General features: G+C 66.4%; 20 protein-coding genes. 12 read left to right on the top strand and 8 right to left on the bottom strand.

Features of this window, described 5'->3' with window-relative positions; all coding sequences use genetic code 11:
* Positions 1-92: 92 nt before the first annotated feature.
* From AC1AYD_RS01800 to AC1AYD_RS01785, 4 genes are all read left to right on the top strand, one after another.
* Positions 93-677 (top strand): sugar O-acetyltransferase, encoded by a 585-nt coding sequence (locus AC1AYD_RS01800; protein ID WP_476501751.1) that lies wholly within the window; start codon positions 93-95, stop codon positions 675-677.
* A 73-nt stretch (positions 678-750) separates the two neighbouring features.
* Entirely contained in the window at positions 751-1845 is a 1095-nt protein-coding gene (locus AC1AYD_RS01795) for an aldo/keto reductase (protein WP_476501752.1), read from the top strand.
* 110 nt (positions 1846-1955) lie between these two features.
* On the top strand, positions 1956-2255 hold the full coding sequence (locus AC1AYD_RS01790; RefSeq protein ID WP_476501753.1) for a helix-turn-helix domain-containing protein: 300 nt from the start codon (positions 1956-1958) through the stop codon (positions 2253-2255).
* A complete protein-coding gene (locus tag AC1AYD_RS01785) occupies positions 2252-3400 on the top strand; it encodes a type II toxin-antitoxin system HipA family toxin (protein WP_476544574.1) in 1149 nt (382 codons plus the stop codon). Before AC1AYD_RS01790 ends, AC1AYD_RS01785 begins: the two co-directional genes overlap by 4 nt.
* Positions 3401-3406: 6 nt before the next feature.
* On the opposite strand, the gene AC1AYD_RS01780 is transcribed toward AC1AYD_RS01785, so the two are convergent.
* Positions 3407-3886 (bottom strand): flavodoxin, encoded by a 480-nt coding sequence (locus tag AC1AYD_RS01780; RefSeq protein WP_476544573.1) that lies wholly within the window; start codon positions 3884-3886, stop codon positions 3407-3409.
* A gap of 181 nt (positions 3887-4067) precedes the next feature.
* On the opposite strand from AC1AYD_RS01780, the gene AC1AYD_RS01775 reads away from it, so the two are divergent.
* From AC1AYD_RS01775 to AC1AYD_RS01760, 4 genes are all read left to right on the top strand, one after another.
* On the top strand, positions 4068-4505 hold the full coding sequence (locus tag AC1AYD_RS01775) for a GNAT family N-acetyltransferase (protein ID WP_476532059.1): 438 nt from the start codon (positions 4068-4070) through the stop codon (positions 4503-4505).
* Positions 4506-4602: 97 nt separating this feature from the next.
* On the top strand, positions 4603-5127 hold the full coding sequence (locus AC1AYD_RS01770; RefSeq protein WP_476544572.1) for an NAD(P)H-dependent oxidoreductase: 525 nt from the start codon (positions 4603-4605) through the stop codon (positions 5125-5127).
* Positions 5128-5226: 99 nt separating this feature from the next.
* Positions 5227-5937: a LytR/AlgR family response regulator transcription factor gene (locus tag AC1AYD_RS01765; RefSeq protein ID WP_476544571.1), complete on the top strand. Its 711-nt coding sequence runs from the start codon at positions 5227-5229 to the stop codon at positions 5935-5937.
* A complete protein-coding gene (locus tag AC1AYD_RS01760) occupies positions 5934-7304 on the top strand; it encodes a GHKL domain-containing protein (RefSeq protein ID WP_476544570.1) in 1371 nt (456 codons plus the stop codon). The genes AC1AYD_RS01765 and AC1AYD_RS01760 overlap by 4 nt, the downstream gene beginning before the upstream one ends.
* On the opposite strand, the gene AC1AYD_RS01755 is transcribed toward AC1AYD_RS01760, so the two are convergent.
* Positions 7272-8684, bottom strand: a complete 1413-nt coding sequence (locus tag AC1AYD_RS01755) for an MFS transporter (protein ID WP_476544569.1) — start codon at positions 8682-8684, stop codon at positions 7272-7274. The two genes, AC1AYD_RS01760 and AC1AYD_RS01755, sit on opposite strands and share 33 nt — an antisense overlap.
* 229 nt (positions 8685-8913) lie before the next feature.
* Here AC1AYD_RS01755 and AC1AYD_RS01750 point away from each other — a divergent pair, with 229 nt between their 5' ends.
* Positions 8914-9438 carry an NAD(P)H-dependent oxidoreductase gene (locus AC1AYD_RS01750; RefSeq protein ID WP_476501761.1) on the top strand — a complete coding sequence of 175 codons (525 nt, stop codon included), beginning with the start codon at positions 8914-8916 and terminating at the stop codon, positions 9436-9438.
* A gap of 131 nt (positions 9439-9569) precedes the next feature.
* Here the strand turns inward: AC1AYD_RS01750 and AC1AYD_RS01745 are convergent, their stop codons facing one another.
* Positions 9570-10337, bottom strand: a complete 768-nt coding sequence (locus AC1AYD_RS01745) for a potassium channel family protein (RefSeq protein WP_476501762.1) — start codon at positions 10335-10337, stop codon at positions 9570-9572.
* 112 nt (positions 10338-10449) lie between these two features.
* Between AC1AYD_RS01745 and AC1AYD_RS01740 the strand changes: the two genes are divergently transcribed.
* Positions 10450-11124 carry a sugar O-acetyltransferase gene (locus AC1AYD_RS01740; protein ID WP_476501763.1) on the top strand — a complete coding sequence of 225 codons (675 nt, stop codon included), beginning with the start codon at positions 10450-10452 and terminating at the stop codon, positions 11122-11124.
* A 51-nt stretch (positions 11125-11175) separates the two neighbouring features.
* On the opposite strand, the gene AC1AYD_RS01735 is transcribed toward AC1AYD_RS01740, so the two are convergent.
* The 4 genes from AC1AYD_RS01735 to AC1AYD_RS01720 form a co-directional block, all read right to left on the bottom strand.
* Entirely contained in the window at positions 11176-11844 is a 669-nt protein-coding gene (locus tag AC1AYD_RS01735) for a GNAT family N-acetyltransferase (protein WP_476501764.1), read from the bottom strand.
* A gap of 23 nt (positions 11845-11867) precedes the next feature.
* Positions 11868-13199, bottom strand: a complete 1332-nt coding sequence (locus tag AC1AYD_RS01730) for an MFS transporter (protein ID WP_476501765.1) — start codon at positions 13197-13199, stop codon at positions 11868-11870.
* Positions 13200-13466: 267 nt separating this feature from the next.
* A complete protein-coding gene (locus AC1AYD_RS01725; RefSeq protein ID WP_476501766.1) occupies positions 13467-14432 on the bottom strand; it encodes an L-lactate dehydrogenase in 966 nt (321 codons plus the stop codon).
* Between the two features lie 53 nt (positions 14433-14485).
* Entirely contained in the window at positions 14486-15271 is a 786-nt protein-coding gene (locus tag AC1AYD_RS01720; protein ID WP_476501767.1) for a methyltransferase domain-containing protein, read from the bottom strand.
* Positions 15272-15457: 186 nt separating this feature from the next.
* On the opposite strand from AC1AYD_RS01720, the gene AC1AYD_RS01715 reads away from it, so the two are divergent.
* Positions 15458-16006, top strand: coding sequence for an aminoacyl-tRNA deacylase (locus AC1AYD_RS01715; RefSeq protein ID WP_476501768.1), 549 nt, complete (start codon positions 15458-15460; stop codon positions 16004-16006).
* A gap of 23 nt (positions 16007-16029) precedes the next feature.
* Here AC1AYD_RS01715 and AC1AYD_RS01710 read toward each other — a convergent pair whose 3' ends face one another.
* Positions 16030-17304, bottom strand: a complete 1275-nt coding sequence (locus AC1AYD_RS01710) for an MFS transporter (RefSeq protein ID WP_476501769.1) — start codon at positions 17302-17304, stop codon at positions 16030-16032.
* A gap of 258 nt (positions 17305-17562) precedes the next feature.
* Here AC1AYD_RS01710 and AC1AYD_RS01705 point away from each other — a divergent pair, with 258 nt between their 5' ends.
* Complete coding sequence (locus AC1AYD_RS01705; protein WP_476544568.1) at positions 17563-17925, top strand: hypothetical protein; 363 nt, start codon at positions 17563-17565, stop codon at positions 17923-17925.
* Positions 17926-17982 lie beyond the last annotated feature (57 nt).

Below are 17982 nucleotides of genomic sequence, written 5' to 3'. Positions count from 1 at the left end.
CCGGCGGGCATGGGGGTGTATCGAACGACACTATTGGCTGGTTCTTTCCGGCAGCGGTTCAATGGGACCGACTTGTGGAAAGGACCGTAATCATGAGTGTCGTCATGGCCGACCCCACAATCGACATCCTCGCCCGAGACAGAGGCGGCGAGCCCGTCGACCCCGCCGAACCGGGGTATGCCGTCATCGGTGCGATCATCACGGAGACGAAGCGTCTGTGCGTGGAACTCAATACGGGCGGCTATCACGAGCCGGGCGAGGTCCATGCGATGTTCGAGCGTATCGTGGGGCATCCGGTTGACCCGTCGTTCCGTCTTAATCCGCCGTTCTACACGGATTTCGGCCGGAACATCGAGGTCGGCAGGGACGTGTTCGTCAACTGGGGGTGCACGCTGATGGATCGCGGCAGCATTTCGATCGGGGACGGTTCGTTCCTGGGACCGAACGTGCAGCTCATCACCATCAACCACATGCGTGACCCGATGCGGCGGGCGACGACCGTCTCGAAGCCGATCCGTATCGGCGCGCACGTGTGGATCGGCGCGGGCGCGATCGTGCTGCAGGATGTGACGATCGGCGACGGCGCGATCGTCGGGGCCGGGGCGGTCGTCACGCATGACGTGCCGGCGGGTGCGATCGTCGCCGGGGTGCCTGCCAGGGTCATCGGACACGTGTGACGTTCCGGTGCCGTGACGTTGCGACGTTGCGGCGGAACATGCGATTAGGGATCATTCAGGAAAGGAAACAATCATGTCCACCAATACAGTCAGGTCCGCTAACGACGACTACGGCGACATCACGCCGGTCGATCTGCCGAAGCGCACGCTCGGCACGGGTTCCGCGGCGTTGGAGGTTTCGGCGATAGGCCTCGGCTGCATGGGGTTCACGATGAGCTGGCCGCCGTTCCTGCCGCACGACGAGTCGATCCGTGTGATTCGCACCGCCTATGAGATGGGCGAACGGCTCTTCGACACGGCCGAGGTGTATGGCCCGTTCACGAACGAGGAGCTGGTGGGCGAGGCGTTGGAGCCGTTCCGTGATGACGTGGTCATCGCCACCAAGTTCGGGTTCGCCCTGCACGGCGGATTCGGCGAAGGCGAGAGCGAGGCGCAATTGGATTCCTCGGGCCGCGTGCAGCAGACCGATTCGCGTCCCGAGACAATCCGCAAGGCCGTCGAAGGGTCGCTGAAGCGTCTGCGCACCGACCACATCGATCTCTACTACCAGCATCGCGTCGATACGAAGGTGCCGATCGAGGATGTGGCCGGCGTGATGGGCGAGCTCATGGCCGAAGGCAAGATCCTGCACTGGGGTCTGTCGGAGGCGGCGCCCGCGACCGTGCGTCGGGCGCATGCGGTGACGCCGGTGACAGCCGTGCAGAACGAGTATTCGATGTGGTGGAGGAAACCCGAGGAGGAACTGATCCCCACGTTGGAGGAGCTGGGCATCGGACTGGTGCCGTTCAGTCCGCTCGGCAAGGCGATGCTGGCCGGACGGTTCACCGCGTCCACGCGCTTCGCCGCCGACGACTATCGCAGCCGCATCCCCCGCTTCTCCCCCGACCATATGGCGCACAACATCGCGATGAGCGACTACGTCGAATCCCTGGCGCGGGCCAAAGGCGTGGCGCCCGCGCAGATCGCGCTCGGCTGGCTGCTCGCGCGGAAGCCGTGGATCGCGCCGATCCCCGGCACCAAGCACGTGGACCGTCTACGTCAGAACCTGGGCGGCGCGGCCGTCACGTTCACGTCCGACGAACTCGCCGCCATCGACCGCACGCTCGACTCCATCACCATCGAGGGCGCCCGTTACCAGCCCACGCAGGAGGCCCTCACCAACCACTGACGGACAGAAAGCGGCCTGCGACCCGGTTGACCGGCACAGACACATATGCAAGTACTACTCATATAGTAGTAAATATGGTATATTTTAACGAATATTGCTAATATGTGAGTATGTTTGATTTGCTGGATGAGCCCATGCCGGGCGACGTGATGGCCGGCGTCGCCGATCGCATGGTCAAACGGCGCAAGGAGCACGGCATGACGCAGGCCGCATTGGCGGAGAAGTCCGGCGTAAGCTTGGGGTCGATCAGGCGGTTCGAGCAATCGCATGAGATCTCCTTCGGCTCGCTGGTGAACATCGCCTTCGCACTGCGTTGCGAACGGGATTTCGACGCGTTGTTCGCACAGCCGTACTATGCGACCATCGACGATGTCACCGCAGCCGCACGACGGAACGGAGGCCGCGCATGACCAACCCATTGCCGGATCTTGACCGGATTCGAGTCACATATGCCGGGGAATCGGTCGGTACGCTCACCATGTCCCCGAACCGTACCCTAGCATTCGCCTACGATCGGACGTGGCTGACGCACGGATTCTCCATCAGCCCGTTGAGCCTGCCACTGCGGGAAGGTGTGTTCGTCGCCAGACGGGACCCGTTGGACGGCATGTTCGGAGTCTTCGACGACAGCATGCCCGACGGCTGGGGCCGTCTGCTCACCGACCGGATGCTGCGCCAACACGGCATCGACCCGTATACGGTCGGCCTGCTGCCACGCCTGTCGATCGTGGGCGCGAGCGGTATGGGCGCGTTGGAATACGAGCCCGTGACGACGATTGACGACGAGCGCGCCAATCCACTCGATCTTGACGCGCTCGCACAGGAGTGCCTGCATCTGCTGAACACCGATTTCTCGGACGACCTCGACCGGCTGTTCGCCCTCGGAGGGTCTTCCGGCGGCGCCCGCCCGAAGATCCTCACCACGATCGACGACGAGGATTGGATCATCAAGTTCCCCTCATCCGTGGATCCACCCGACATCGGGGAGACCGAATACCGCATTTCGAATCTCGCTCGCGAATGTGGCATCACCATGCCGGAGACCCGATTGTTCCCGTCGAAACGCTGCTCCGGATATTTCGGAACCAAGCGGTTCGACCGTGTCCGGCCGGCCGACGGCAACACCCGCAAGGTGCACATGGTATCGGCCGGCGGACTGTTGGAGACCTCGCATCGCATCGCCAATCTGGATTACGGACTGCTCATGCGGCTGACCATGCGCATGACCGACAGCGCCGAGGAATGCGAACGCATGTACCGGCTCATGTGCTTCAACGTGTTCATCGGCAACCGTGACGACCACGCGAAGAACTTCTCCTACCTGTACGACCGGGAGCACGCCGTCTGGCGGCTCTCCCCCGCCTACGATCTGACCGAGAACCCCGGCATCAACGGCGAGCACACCACGGCGGTCAACGGCAAGGGGCGGGGCATCACGCTCGCCGACCTGGCCGGCATCGGCGTCAAGGCCGGCATCCCGCGCACCCGCTGCCTGTCCATCGCCAAGGACATGCGGAAGCGCATCGCCGGTGCCGGATTCACCGTGCGCGACTGATCAGATTCACAGGCTCAGACCGTCGACCCACTTGGTGAGCTTGGCCTCGCTTTCGGAGGCGGCGACGCGGCGTCCCGGCACCCAGCGGGCGGCGGGCGCGGAATCATGCAGTTGCACGCCGTCGGCGCCGCGCGTGCTGGAACCGGAGGTGGCGAACGTCACGATGGTCTTGCCGGCCCAATCCTCGCTTTCAAGGAACGTGCGCACCACGCGCGGCGCGGTCTCCCACCACAGCGGGTAGCCGACGAACACCACGTCGTAGGGCTTCACGTCGACCGGTCCGGCGAGCGCCGGTCGCATGTCGCGGTGCGCGTGCTCCACGCTGGAACGGCTGGATGAGTCGCGCCAGTTGACGTCGGCGGCCGTGTACGGCTGTGCCGGTCGAATCTCCTTCAGATCCGCCCCGATGGCGTGCGCGAGTCGTTCGGCCACTCCCCGCGTGGTGCCGGTGGCGGAGAAATAGGCGACGAGCATGCGTTTGTTCATGATGGTTCCCTTCCCTCTGAGGACTATGTCCACGCTCCATGAGCCTCGAATATGAAAGGTCCGTGGCTCTACTCCTTATTACACCGCGGCCACACCGCGATGGCCAATAGTGTCGTTCGATATCCCGTCATGCGTCGCGGGCATGGGTTCGCGTTCCCGGCCGGCCTTTACGATGGCGTGCATGCGGTTGACGGTGAAACGGTTCGAGGAACTGAGTACGGCGGAGTTGTATGAGATCTACCGGGTGCGCGTGGCGGTGTTCGTGGTGGAGCAGCGGTGCGCCTACCAGGAGGTGGATGAGGCGGACCGGCGCTGCTGGCATGTGTTCCTGCATGATGACGATGGCATCGCCGCGTATTGCCGTGTGATCGACCCGGGCGTCACGTTCCCCGAGGCGTCGATCGGGCGCGTGCTGGCGACGCGGCGCAGGCAGGGGTTGGGTACGCGGATCGTGCGCGAAGGTCTCAGGGTGGCGCGGGAGCGCATGCACGCGGACGCGGTGCATATCGAGGCGCAGACGTATGCGCGCGGATTGTACGAGGCCCTCGGGTTCACGCAGGTGTCGGACGAGTTCCTCGAGGACGGCATCCCCCACATCGGCATGATGTGGCGGGCGTGACGGCCGGCCATGGCGACCATGGATCGGCCGCGCCTTTTCTCGGGTATCATGCGAGGTGTCGATGCACACCCCTACCGCATACTGCAAGGAGGCTCCGATGAGGACGTTGGTTCTGGTGTTCCATCCCGATCTCGAGGGCGCGTCGCGCGCGAACAAGGCGTTGGCCGGGGCGGCGCGCGAACTGCCCGGCGACGCCGTGACCGTGCGCGACGTGTATGCGCTGTATCCGGACGGCGTGATCGACGTGGCCGCCGAGCAGCGGCTCGTCGAGGCGCATGACCGCATCGTGCTGGAGTTCCCGATGTACTGGTATTCGGCGCCCGCCCTGCTCAAGGAGTGGGAGGACAAGGTGCTCGCGTTCGGATGGGCGTACGGCCCGGGCGGCGAGGCGTTGCAGGGTAAGGAGATCGCGGTCGCCACCACGGCGGGCGGCCCGGAATCCGAATACGTGGAGGAGGACGACGGCGCCACGATGCGCGAGGTGCTCTCCCCCTACCGGATGATGGCCCGCTACACGCACGCCGTGTGGCGAGACCCGTTCGTCGTCTTCGACTCCATGGAGCTGTCCGACGAGGCGTTGGCCGAGGCGGGCCGAAGGTACCAGGCGTTCCTCGCCGACTGACCACCCTGATATCCCCTCGCCCCGGCCACGATCCGCCGCCGTCCCCGTTCCCGCTGGTACGATGATGGGGGAACGGCACCGATAGAGGGAGGAGACGGGATGGCTGCGATCGCCGTGGTCGACGACGACGCCGAGGCGCGCGGACGGCTCGGCGCCTGCATCTCGCGGTTCGCCGGAGAACATGGCCTGGACGTCGCCGTCGCCGGCTTCGCGGACGTCTCCGGGCTGCTGCGCCACGACCATCCGACGTGGGATGCGGTCTTCCTCGGCATCGGCGGGGCCGAAGCGGACGGGGGCGATGCCGCGCACGCCATCCAGGAGGACGATCCGTCGACGGTCATCGTGCTCGTCTCGGATTCGACGCAGCTGACGGTTACGGGACATGCGGCCGACGTGTTGGATTTCGTGGCCGAACCGGTGGATTACCCCGACTTCGCGCTGGTGATGCGCAGGGTGATGCGGCGCATCGGCGGGCGGCGCGCCAAGACCGTGTGCCTGATGTCGGAGGGTGTGCTGAGGCTCGTGCCGATCGGACGCATCTCACTGGTGGAGGCGCGGGAGGACCGTCTTCTCACGTATCACACCGCCGACGGCGACGTCACGGTCAGGGGCACGCTCGCCCAGGCGGAGGAGCTGCTGGCGGAAGGCGGTTTCATCCGTTGCGGCCGCCGGCATCTGATCAACGTGGACGACGTCACCGGCGTCGACGGGAACGAGATCCATGTGGACGGGCATCGCATCGAGGTGAGCATGCCGAAGAGACGGGAGATTCTGAGGGCCGTGGCCGAGTCGATGGGTGGTGCGCTGTGAACGGATGGATGGAGTTCCCCGGACTCGTCACGGTCGAATTGTTGGCCGCGCAGGCGTTGTTCGCGTGGCGCCTGCCGCGCCGCGAGCATGCGCCGCGCCGCGCGTTGTGCGCCGTGGCGGCGATGCTGGCGTTCGGCCTGGCGGTGGCGGGATGTTCGGCGGCCGTGCCGGCCGTGTTCGCGCATCTGATCGTCGGCGATTATCTGATGTTCGCGGCGTCCTGTGCGGCGCTCGGCGCCGTGGTGCGCTGCGGATGGCGTACGGTTGCGGGGACGGCCCTGTGCGGGTACGTGCTGCGGCAGGGCGTCGCGGCGTTGGCGGGCATGCTGCATCCGGTTCGGATGCTGCTCGCCGGACGGTGGTCCGCCCCGTGGCTCGCCTCATGGGGTGCCGGGGAGGCCATGCGCGTGCTGGTGTTCGTCGCGGCGTACGCCGCGGCCTGGCGATGGTTCGTCCGCCCGCTGGACATGTCGAGGATCGGCCTGTCGTCCGCCGCGTCGACGGCGTTCCTGGCCGTGGCCGTGCCGTTGGCCGCCGTCGGACTGGGCTCCTGCGCGTATGCCGCCGGCCCGGGTTCGGCCGCATGGTTCATGGGTTCCGCCGTCTCCGCGCTCGCCGGCATGATCGTCCTGGCTTTGTTCGGCGAGGTCGTGCGCGATCGGACGCCCGATGACGAGCCGGCGTTCGTACGGCGGATGGACGACATGCGCGCCGACCATTACGCGCGGCTCAGGGATGTGCTCGAGACGGCGGACGTCCGCCGCGACGATCTCACACGACAATTGGCCCGTCTGCGCGTCCCGGGCGCGACGGCATACGATGCGGTCATCGACGAGATCGCCGACGCCGTCGAAGACCGCGACCGCATCACGGGCACCGGAATCCCGGCGCTGGACGTCGTGCTCGCACAGACGGGCCGCGAGGCGGCGCGCCAAGGCATCCGGTTCACGTATATGGCCGGCGCGGACGGCGTGGCGTGGATGGACGACCGGGACGTCTACTCGCTGTTCGGCAATGCGCTCGACAACGCGGTCGAGGCGGCAGGACGGCTGGACGACCCCGAACGCAAGGTGATCCGGCTGACCGTCGTGCGCCGCGCCGACCTGGTCAACATCCACGTCTCCAACTACTGCCGGGACATCCGTTTCGACGAGGACGGCACGCCCGTGGCCTCCGGGAACGGCTCCGACGACTCCGACGGCGCTTCGGCGCACGGCTACGGGATCGCCAGCATGCGCATGACCGTCGAACGGCTGGGAGGCGACATGGTCATCGACGCCGACGACGGCGTCTTCGACCTGAACATCCTGCTTCCCGCGCCGCCGGCGGAACGGTCACGCGACGCGCGGCCGGACGACGCGGACTGACGACAGCCCGAGCACGTACCAGGCGACGGGCAGGGTGAGCAGTCCGCCGGCGACGAACACCCATACGATCGGGATCAGGTCGGCGAGCGGCGCGAACACGAGCATGCCGAGCGGCATGCCGAGCGTGGAGAGCATCGTGTCGAGGCCGAAGACACGGCCGGTCATCGACTCGTCGGATTCGGATTGCATGATCGTGCGCATCGGGCCGACGCAGACCGCGGAGGCGACGCCGTTCAGCACGTCGACGACCAGATAGGCGAGCAGGTTCGGCGCGAGGCCGAGACCGACGACGGTGACGCCGACCATGGCGATGCCGAATGCGATCGCACGCATCCGGGCGAGCGCGCCGCCCAGCAGTCTGGGCCCGATCGCGGACATGAGCGCGCCGCCGAGCAGCAGGCCGACGCTCAGGCCCAGTTCGTTGGCGGCGAGCTTGTCGGAGGCGGTCGTGAGGTTCACGAACCCGAGGTTCAGATCCCGCCCATCGTATTCGCGGGTCATGAGCAGCAGCGTCAGGTTCATCGGCGCGACCGACATGAAGCAGGTGAGCGCATCGCCCAACACCGCGCCCTTCAGGTACGGGTGGCGCATCGTATAGGCGAGACCGGCCTTGAGGTCGGCGAACGTGCGGCGCAGCACGATGAGCGGCAGCGGGTCCGCCGTCTCCCCCGACCTCGCCACGGCGGTCGCGTCGCCGCCGGACTCCGCCGGACGGCGCTTCGCCGGCATGCGGATCAGGGCGACGAAGCCGACGCCGATGACCGCGGTCGTCACGTCGACCAGCAGGATCGACCACAGCGGCGCCACGTTGACGAGCACGGCGGCGATCGCCGGCGCCGCGATGCGGTTCGCCGAGTCGATGACGCCGAATATCGAGTTGACGCGCAGCAGCCCCTTCTCCGGGACGATGTCCGGGATGAACGACTGCACGGCGGGCTCCTGGATGCCGCCCCCGGCGGAACGGACGAGCAGCACCACGAAGATCAGCGACAGGCTCGCCCAGCCGGTCGCGAACGCGATGGACAGCACCACGGTGACGGCGGCGATGACGAGGTCGGGCAGGATGATCAGCGCCTTGCGATTGTAGCGGTCGGCCATCGGCCCGCCGAATATGGAGACGAGCGCCTGCGGCAGGACGCCGAACAGCGTGGCCAACAGCATGGCCGAACCGGTGCGCGCCTGCAGGACGATCCACCACCAGATGGCGAACTGGACGACGCTGGAGCCGAGCAACGAGAACGCCTGGCCGGTGAGCAGCAGCGCGGCGCGGCGTATCCACCCGCGTTCGGACCGGTCGGCTGTGTCTTCGGTTGTCGTTGCGATTGTTTCTTCTTCGATTGTTTCTTCTTCGATTGTTTCTTCCGAAAGATATTGAGACATACGCGGCATATCATGCCCACCGGGTGCGGACATGCCGCAGCTGCGATTGATCAGCCCCTGGCTTCGTCGACCTTATCGGCGGCATAGGCCCGTTCGCCCGCATAGGCCCGTTCGCCTGGAACGTATTCGACCCCCGTCACGGCGTGTCGCGGGCGAACATGGTAGAAAAGACATAGACCTCTCGTTTCGAGATATCGCGAAGCGAGCCATGCCAACAAGGAGACAACATATGAAGAAGACCTTGGTCCTCGTGTTCCACCCGTCCCTGAACGGACAGTCCCACGTCAACAAGGCGCTCGCCGAGGCCGCCGGCGGACTGGACAATGTGACCGTGCGCGACGAATACGCGCTCTACCCGGACGGCGGGATCGACGTGAAGGCCGAGCAGGCAGCGGTCGAGGCCGCCGACCGCGTCGTGTTCCAGTTCCCGCTGTTCTGGTTCTCCTCCCCCGCCCTGCTCAAGGAGTGGGAGGACGAGGTGCTCGAGCACGGCTGGGCGTACGGCTCCGAAGGCCACGCATTCGAAGGCAAGGAGTTCGCCGTCGCCGTCTCCACCGGCTCCCCGGAGTCGAAGTACCAGCCGGAGGGCGACAACAAGTTCACCATCGAACAGGTGCTCGTCCCGTTCGAGGGCACGGCCAACCACATCAACGCCACGTGGGTCAAGCCGTTCGTCACCTTCGCCTCCTTCGGCATCACCGACGAGGCGCTGGCCAAGGCCGTCGCGGACTACAAGGCGTTCCTGGCCAAATAACGTCAATCGAATGATTCCATAGCAAAGAACGGCTCTCATGGTCCGCCCATGAGAGCCGTTTCGCGTCGAGAGGCCGTCGTCCCCAATCCCCAGTCCACGACGGACCGTGTCGCCGCATGGCCGCGACGCATCTACCGGTCGCGCGACGCGAGCTCCTCGCGCAGGGCGGCGACGGCCACGGCGAGCTCGCGCACCTGTTCGCGCAGCGCGCGCAGCTCTTCGGCGGAGTCCGTCGCCGTCACCGTCACATCCGCATTCCCGACTTTCCGGCTTTCCGTTTCGCGCCGGTGCGCCTCGAAGTTGACCTGGTCGACGATCCATGAGGCGAGCGTGGCGGTGACGATGCCGATCAGCGCGATGCCGGCGAACATCAGCGCGACCGCGATGAGCTTGCCTTGGAACGTGACCGGCGACACGTCGCCGTAGCCGACGGTGGTGACGGTGACGAACGCCCACCACAGGGCCGTGCCGAACCTGTCGATCGTCGCGCCGGGAGCCCCGCGCTCCACCGAGTAGACGGCGAGCGCGCCCACGTACATGAGCATGCCGACGGCGCCGAACGCGTAGACGGCGATGCGGCCGCGCACCGCCATGCCGGAGGTGCGGTTGAGCACGTGCAGCACGGTGAGCAGGCGCAGCAGCCGCAACGGGCGCAGCATGGGTAGCGCGATGGTCGCGAGGGCGAACAGGTTGCGCGTGAACCATCGCCACCGGTCTTCGGCGAGCCACAGCGAGACGGCGTAGTCGACGACGAACATGATCCAAATCGCGTTGATGACGGTCTCGCACAGGAGGATGTGCGTGCCGGCGAGAATCTCCCACGAGTAGGCGACGAGGAACATGACGGACAGTACCATCAGCGGCCAGTCCGTCCAATGCTTCCATGCCTTGAGATCCATGCGACGATTCTACCGGTCGGAGCGCCGGTCACATGCCGGAGCCGGCCGGGTGCGCATCGACGCCATATAATGTACGAACGTACATAAAACCGAGCGAAGGAGCTTCAGGGATATGACCAGGGACGCACAGGGCAACGACTACGACGTCACCGCGGATCTTACGCCGGAGGGTCGCGTCGAATGGGACCGCATGGTCTCCGGCGAGGTCTACGAGGACTCCCATCCGGAGATCGAACGCAAGCGCGCGGAGGCGAAGCGGCTGTTCGTCGCCTACAACCGCACCGACTACGAGGATGTGGAACGCCGCCGCGAACTCATGGAGCGATTGTTCGCCTCGGTCGGCGAGGACGTGTTCATCGAACCGAACTTCCGCTGCGAGATGGGCCGCAACATCACGATCGGCTCGCACGCCTACGTCAACTTCGACTGCGTGATGCTCGACAACGCGCCGATCGTGATCGGCGACTACGTGTGGATCGCGCCGATGGTGGGCCTGTTCGCCACCAACCATGCGCTCGATTTCGAGGAGCGCAAGGCGGGGGCCTGCCGGGCGAAGCCGATTCGCATCGAGGACGGAGTATGGCTGGGCGGCCACGTGACCGTGCTCGGCGGCGTGACCATCGGACGTGGTTCGGTGATCGGCGCCGGCTCGGTCGTCACGAAGGACATCCCGGCCGGCGTGGTCGCCGTCGGCAATCCGGCGCGCGTCATCCGCCCGATCACCGAGGCCGACAGGACCGGGTTCTGCGAGCGCATCGCCGCACGCGACGCCGCACGGAACGAGTGACCGACGCGGGCGACGGGTATGGAGGCGACGGCTTCCCGCCACTCGTGTCCCTCATACCTCGCCTTCGTAGAGATAGTACGTGCCGGAAGCGCCGTCCGTATGTTCCCGGCATTCCTCGCGGATGCGGGTCAGTCCGCGATGGTCGTAGAAGCCCACATCGCACGTGGTGTCGGTGAACAGGAAATACCGGCGTGCGCCGTCGGCGTGGAATCGTCCGACCGCATGGTCGAACAACAGGCGTCCCACTCCCCTGCCGCGCGTCCGCTCGTCGACGAGGAACAGCACCACCTCCGCGTCGTAGCGCGTCCTGAGCCCGCGCATCAGCCGTCGGTCGACGGCGATCAGGTCGAGTGCGTCGCGGATGCCGCGTCGGCCGTCCGCCGTGAACGGTAACGGCAGCGATTCACGGATCACGCGTCGGGCGTGACGGTCGAACGGCGTGGACCGCGGACGCGGCATCTTCGCGTCGACGCGCGCCAGGATCACGCCCACGACCCTGTCGCCTCGCACGGCGACGGTCGCGATGGTCGAGCATGACAGGCAGTGGTGCAGGTCGATGGTCGCGAGGCGTCGCGCACAGCGCCCGTCCATCGCGGGGTCGGCGTACCACATGCGGCGCATCATCGCGACGAGCGCCGGACAGTCGTCGTGTCGCAGCGGCCGCAATATCACGCCGGCCGCCGAGGCTGCGGATGCCGCGGAATCTCCGGAATCGTCCATATGCATACGTTCCATTCTCCCATTCACCGGACGCGCGTCTGTCGGAGCACGTACCAGGCGACGGGCAGGGCGAGCAGGCCGCTGGCAATGAACACCCACGCGATTGGGATCAGGTCAGCGAGCGGAGCGAAAACCAGCATGCCGAGCGGCATGCCGAGCGTGGCGAGCGTCGTGTCGAGGCCGAAGACACGGCCGACCATCGATGGATCGGATTCGGATTGCATGACGGTGCGCATCGGCGCGGCGCACATGCCCCAGGCGATGCCGCACAGGATGTTGATGACGAGGTAGGCGAGCAGTCCGGGGGCGAGCCCGAGGCCGACGATTGTGATGCCGACCGCGGCGATCGCGTGCGCGGCCACGCGCATGTTGTCGCGGATGACCTTCACGCCGATGGTGGACATGATGAGGCCGCCGAGCAGCATGCCGGCGCTCCAGCTCAGCTCGTTGGCGGCGAGCTTGTCGGAGGCGGTCGTGAGGTTCACGAACCCGAGGTCCAAGTCCAGCCCATCGTATTCGCGGGTCATGAGCAGGAGCGTCAGGTTCATCGGCGCGACCGCCACGAAACAGGTGAGTGCATCGCCGAGCACCACGCCTTTGAGACGGGGCTGCCGCATCGTGTAGGCGAGGCCGGCCTTGAGGTCGGCGAACGCACGGCGAAGGCCGGAGACGAGCGCGTTGTCCGCCGCGACGCCCGCGACCGGCACCGGTGCCGCGACGGCTCCTCCTCGGCGTTCCGGCACGCGGATGAGCGCGACGAAGCCGACGCCGATGACCGCGGTCGTCACGTCGATGAGCAGGATCGACCATAGGGGCATCACGTTGATGAGCACGGCGGCGATGGCGGGCGCGACGAGCATGTTGGCCGAGTTGATCATGCCGTAGATCGAGTTGACGCGCAGCAGTCCGCCGGCCGGCGTGATGTCGGGGATGAACGATTGGATGGCGGGTGCCTGCACGCCGCCGCCGGCCGAACGGATGAACAGGACGACGAACAGGATGGCCAGGTTCGCCCAACCGTGCGCGAAGGCGAACGACAGCATGACGGTGACGCCGGCGATGATGAGGTCGGGCAGCATGATGAGCGGCTTGCGCCGGTAGCGATCGGCCATCGACCCGCCGAAGATCGACACGAGGGATTGCGGCATGACGCCGAACAGGGTGGCGAGCAGCATGGACCAGCCGCTTTTCTCCTGCAGTACGATCCACCACCAGAGGGCGTACTGCACGATGTTGGAGCCGAGCAGGGAGAACGCCTGTCCGGTGAGCAGCAGGGCGACGCGACGCGTCCAGCCGAGCTCGCGCGGATCGGTCTCCGGCTCGAAGGGCATGGTCGGTTCAAGGGTATCGGGCATACGGGTGTTCCTTCACTTCATCGTTCCGCACGGTCCGTTCGTTCCGTGCCGTGCATGGCATGCGTACGGTCGAACCGGCATGCCGTGCCGACCGTCCGTCGCGGACGGTGCGGCGGCGGCGTGCCGGCCCGCATGTCAGATGAAGCCGGGCGCGTACACCGGGGCGTTGTTGTCCGGCGACGAGGCGCAACACAGGGAACACATGGTTCCAGACGTTAGCCGGATTCGCCGACAACGCCGGTCTACGCTACAGTCGCCCGCATCCGCCTACAGCCGGTCGGCGATGAGACGGCAGTGGTCGCGCACCACGGCGGCGGACCTATGGAACCTCGCGAGCTCCTCGTCGCTCAGGTGCAGGTCGACGAAGTCGCCCACGCCGTCGCCGTCGAGCGCGACGGGCAGGGAGAGGAACACGTCATGCTCGCCGTACTCGTATTCGCCGTCGATGAGCGTGGACACGGATACGACGCCGCGCTCGTTCCACAGAATCATGCGCACGAGCCCCGCGACCGTGGCGGCGATGCCGTAGCTGGTGCCGCCGCGCAGACCCTTGATGTCCAGTCCGCGGCGGCGCGTCTCCTCCTCGATGCCGGCGAGCGTGACGTCCGGATAGCGCGAACGGTTGTCCTCCAGGTACTGCGCGAACGATTTGCCGATGAACGAGACCGTGGACCACGGCACGAACTGGCTGTCGCCGTGTTCGCCGATCACGTAGCCGGAGACGAGACGCGGGTCGAGGCGCGTGGTCTCGCCGATGATCGTCTTCATGCGCGACGTGTCGAGCGCCGCCCCGGAGCCGAGCACCTGCGCGCGCGGCAGTCCGGTGCGTCTCCACGCGAACCAGCTGAGCACGTCGACCGGGTTCGACACCATGATGAGGATGCCGTCGAACCCGGAATCCCTGATATGGCGCAGAATCGGGTCGACGATATCGATGGCGGCGCCGAGCTCCTGCATGCGCGTCTCCCCCGGTTTCGGCTTCGGCCCGGCGGTGACAACGACCACGTCGGCGCGACGGCAGTCCTCCCAGCCGCCCGCGCGGATCGTCACGAACCTGCCGAGGAACTCGGATCCGTCGGCCAGGTCCATGGCCAGTCCCTCGGCCTTCTCCGGATGATGGTTGACGAGCACAAGCTCGTTGCACAACCCTTGTTGGACGATGGCGCTCGCCACCGCCGCACCGACGCTGCCCGCGCCGACGACGACCACGCGGCTCCTGTTCGATGTGACCATGATGCCGGGTTCTCCTTTTCCTCCTGGAATGTCGTGACGATGCCGTTCCCGACTCACCTGACGGCGGTGAAGAAGAACCGGGGGAACGGGAAGATGATGCTGCCGTCGGATCGGGGCGGATATGCCTCGCGCACGCGGGCGAGCACCTCGTGTTCGAAGGCGGCCCGTCCGTGCTCGTCGCGGAGCGCCTGCAGATAGGGGCGCAGTCCGGTGCCGCGGTACCAGTCCATGATGGCCTCGTGCGAGGGCAGGGTGTGCATGTAGGTGGTCGTCCACATGCGGAAACGCGCGGCGTGCGCGTGCAGAAGCTCCCAGTATTCGGGCGGCGTGAGGTTGAAGAACTCGCGGGCCTGCGGGAGCCGGTCCGCGTACGCCGGCGAGTGCACGAGTTCGCCGATGATGCGGTGGATGGGCTCCTCGTAGTTCATCGGCGTCTGCACGGCGAGCGTGCCGCCCTCCTTCAGCAGGCCGAGCATGGCGGGGATGAGGCGCGGGTGGTCGGGCACCCATTGGATGCACGCGTTGGAGAAGACCACGTCGAAGTCGTGGGGCAGGGCGGCGACCTCGTCCGTCTTGGACATGTCGCACAGGGCGAAGTCGATGTCGGGGTGTGCTTCGCGGGCGGCGGCGATCATCTCGGGCGAACTGTCCACGCCGAGGATCGCGGCGTGCGGGTAGCGTTCGCGCAACACGGCGGTGCTGTTGCCCGGTCCGCAGCCGATGTCGATGAGGCGTGTGACCGTCCCGTCGTCCGGCGGCAGCTGCATCGCCAGATCATGTGACGGCTGCGTGCGTTCCGTCCTGAATCGCAGATACTGTTCCGAATCCCATACGACCATGCGATTCACGCTAGCGATGCGGACGCATACGGTCCGCAGATGCGTCCGCATCGCGAACATGACGCGGCCGCATCGGAGATCCCTCCGCCCATCGGCGGATCCTCCTTACGTCGCCGTACGGTTCATGACCGCCGTTGCCGGCCGTTGTAGGATGCCGAAAGAGACTATGCGGAAAAGAGCAGGCATATGAATGGATACGAGCGGATTCGCGGATTCGTGAAGGAACATGCCGATGAGGCGGAGCTCATCAGGCATGAAACGGCGATTGTCGATCTGAAGTCCGGGGCAGAGGTCTTCGACATCAATCGCGCGGCGGCGACGTACATCGTGGAATCGAAGGAAGGCGTGTTCGCCGTGGTCGCGTCGGCCGTCGGCCATCTCAGATGGCGTCCGCTGGGCCGTGCGCTGGGACTGCGGCAGATCCATCTTGCATCGCGGGAATCGGTCCGAAAGCACACAGGATACGACGCGGGCGTCGTAGGGCCGCTGTTCCTCGGCGACGTGCGCATGTTCTTCGATCGGCGACTGCTCGCCCACGATCGTGTGTACTGCGGTGCCGGTGACGCGCATCACACGCTGTCCATCGCCCCTCGGCTCATCATCGCGTGCAACGACATCGCCGGATATTTCGACGGCGCCGAGTTCCTTCCGCATATGCCGGATCCGAAAGAGCTCCGGAACGATATGTACGAACAGATGCTCGACGATTATCTCGCCATGGAGAGGGCGGAGTGACGACCGGGCGCCCCTGCCGTACGTCAGCGGTCGCGCCAGCGCAGGAGTTCGAAGGCGAGGATGAGGGCGAGCAGGAGGGCGGAGGCGAGGAACACGGCGCGCAGGGCCATGGTGAGCGAGGGCAGGAACGTGGCGATGACGCCGAACACGGCCACGCCGACCGCGCCGCCGACCTGACGGAACGTGTTGAACATGGCGGAGGCGATGCCGGCCTGCGCGGGATCGACGCTCTTGAGCACCACGCCCGCAGCCGCCGGCGTGGTGATGGCCGCGCCGAACCCGACGACGCTCAGCCCCGTGGCAATCGCCCATACGGGAATCGGCGACGGGTAGAGAAATTCGAACAGGAATCCGGCGATCATGATCGCGAGCCCCAGCGTGATCGAGAACTTCGATCCGCGTGCGGTGATGATGCGGCCGCCGGCGAGGTTGCCGGCGATGGTGACGAACGCGGACGGCACGAACACGAGTCCCGCGGCGAAGGCGCCCAAGCCGAGCCCGTTCTGCAGGAACAGCGTGCAGATGAACACCATGCCGTACCAGTTGAAGATCATGACGAATCCGATGAGCAGCGCGACCTGCATGCCGCGCACGCGGAACAGATCCAACGGCATCATGGGCGTGCGGACCTTCGCCTGGGAGCGGACGAACGCGACGAGCAGGACCGCGCCGACGGCGACGAGCGTCCATGCGAGTGGCGAGGCGACGCCGAGGGCGCCGATCTCGATGACGCCGGCGATGAGGATGACGAGGCCGGACAATGCGAGCGACTGCCCCACCCAGTCGAACCGCTTGGCGCGCCGAGGCGAGGGCGCGACGCGCGCGCACAGGCCGAGGACCAGCAGGCAGAACGGCACGTTGATTGCGAACACAAGACTCCAGTGGATTGGCGTGAGCAGACCCCCGAGCAGCGGCCCCACGGCCGACGCGCTCGCGCCGCCCGCACCCCACAGGGCGAGCGCCCAGGCGCGCCGCTTCGGATCGGGGCTCGTCTCGTTGATGAGCGACATGGATGCGGGCAGGATCAGCGCGGAGGCGACTCCGAGCAGGCATCGGCCGAAGACGAGCGCGCCCATCGACCATGCGAACGAGCTGAACAGGGACGCGGCGGTGAACAGGGCGGCGCCGCAGACGAACACGCGCTTGGCGCCCCACCGGTCGGCGAGGTTGCCGCATAGGAGAAGGAGCGCGGCAAACAGGAGGCTGTAGCCGTCGACCACCCACTGCTGGACGGCCATGTCGCCGCCGAGGTCTCGGCTGATGGTGGGCAACGCCACGTTGACGATGAGCACGTCCATGCCGACGAGGAACGAGGCGATGGACGCGGCGGCCGTGGCGAACGGTGCAGAACGGGCGATGGCCCGCGTGCGGTCGTCCGCAAGCGCGGGCGACGAAGTCGATGGGGCTGGCGATGAAACGGTCGATGAGGTGGTCGTCGTTCTCTCCTTACGCTATGGATCGGAATGTCATATCGGTTATCGCGTAGGATATGGTACGGCGCGTGGGATGTTGGGAACGTTGGAATGTGAGTGATTATGGTTCATATCGCATGAACAATGGGTTCACACCCTCTCGGCCGGGGCGGAGGAAGGAGACCGGATGTACGACAGGCGGTTGGATGCGAACGCGCTGGCGGCATCGAACTGGCCGACATCGACCATTACGATCTGGACGTGTTCAACGAGTGCGCCCAGACCGGCGACCTGCTCATCTCCAAACCGATGTGGGCCGACGTGCACCCGCAGCTCGCCAACGTGGCCGTGGACTGGCCCGAACCGGTCGGCATGCAGTACGGTCTGCTCTACCCGCTCGGCCCCACGCCCGCCGTCGCCGCGTTCGTGGACCGCATCGCCGAGCTGGCCGGCGTGGAGCGAAACACATCCGCACGGGAGGCGACGGAAGCGGGTGACGACCGCTGATACGATGGGGGTATCGCGGGAGGTAACGCGAGCAGCATCGACGGATCGAGGGAGATC

The organism is Bifidobacterium sp. LH_426, assembly GCF_056356875.1.
This window is presented reverse-complemented; position numbering and strand designations above follow the sequence as displayed.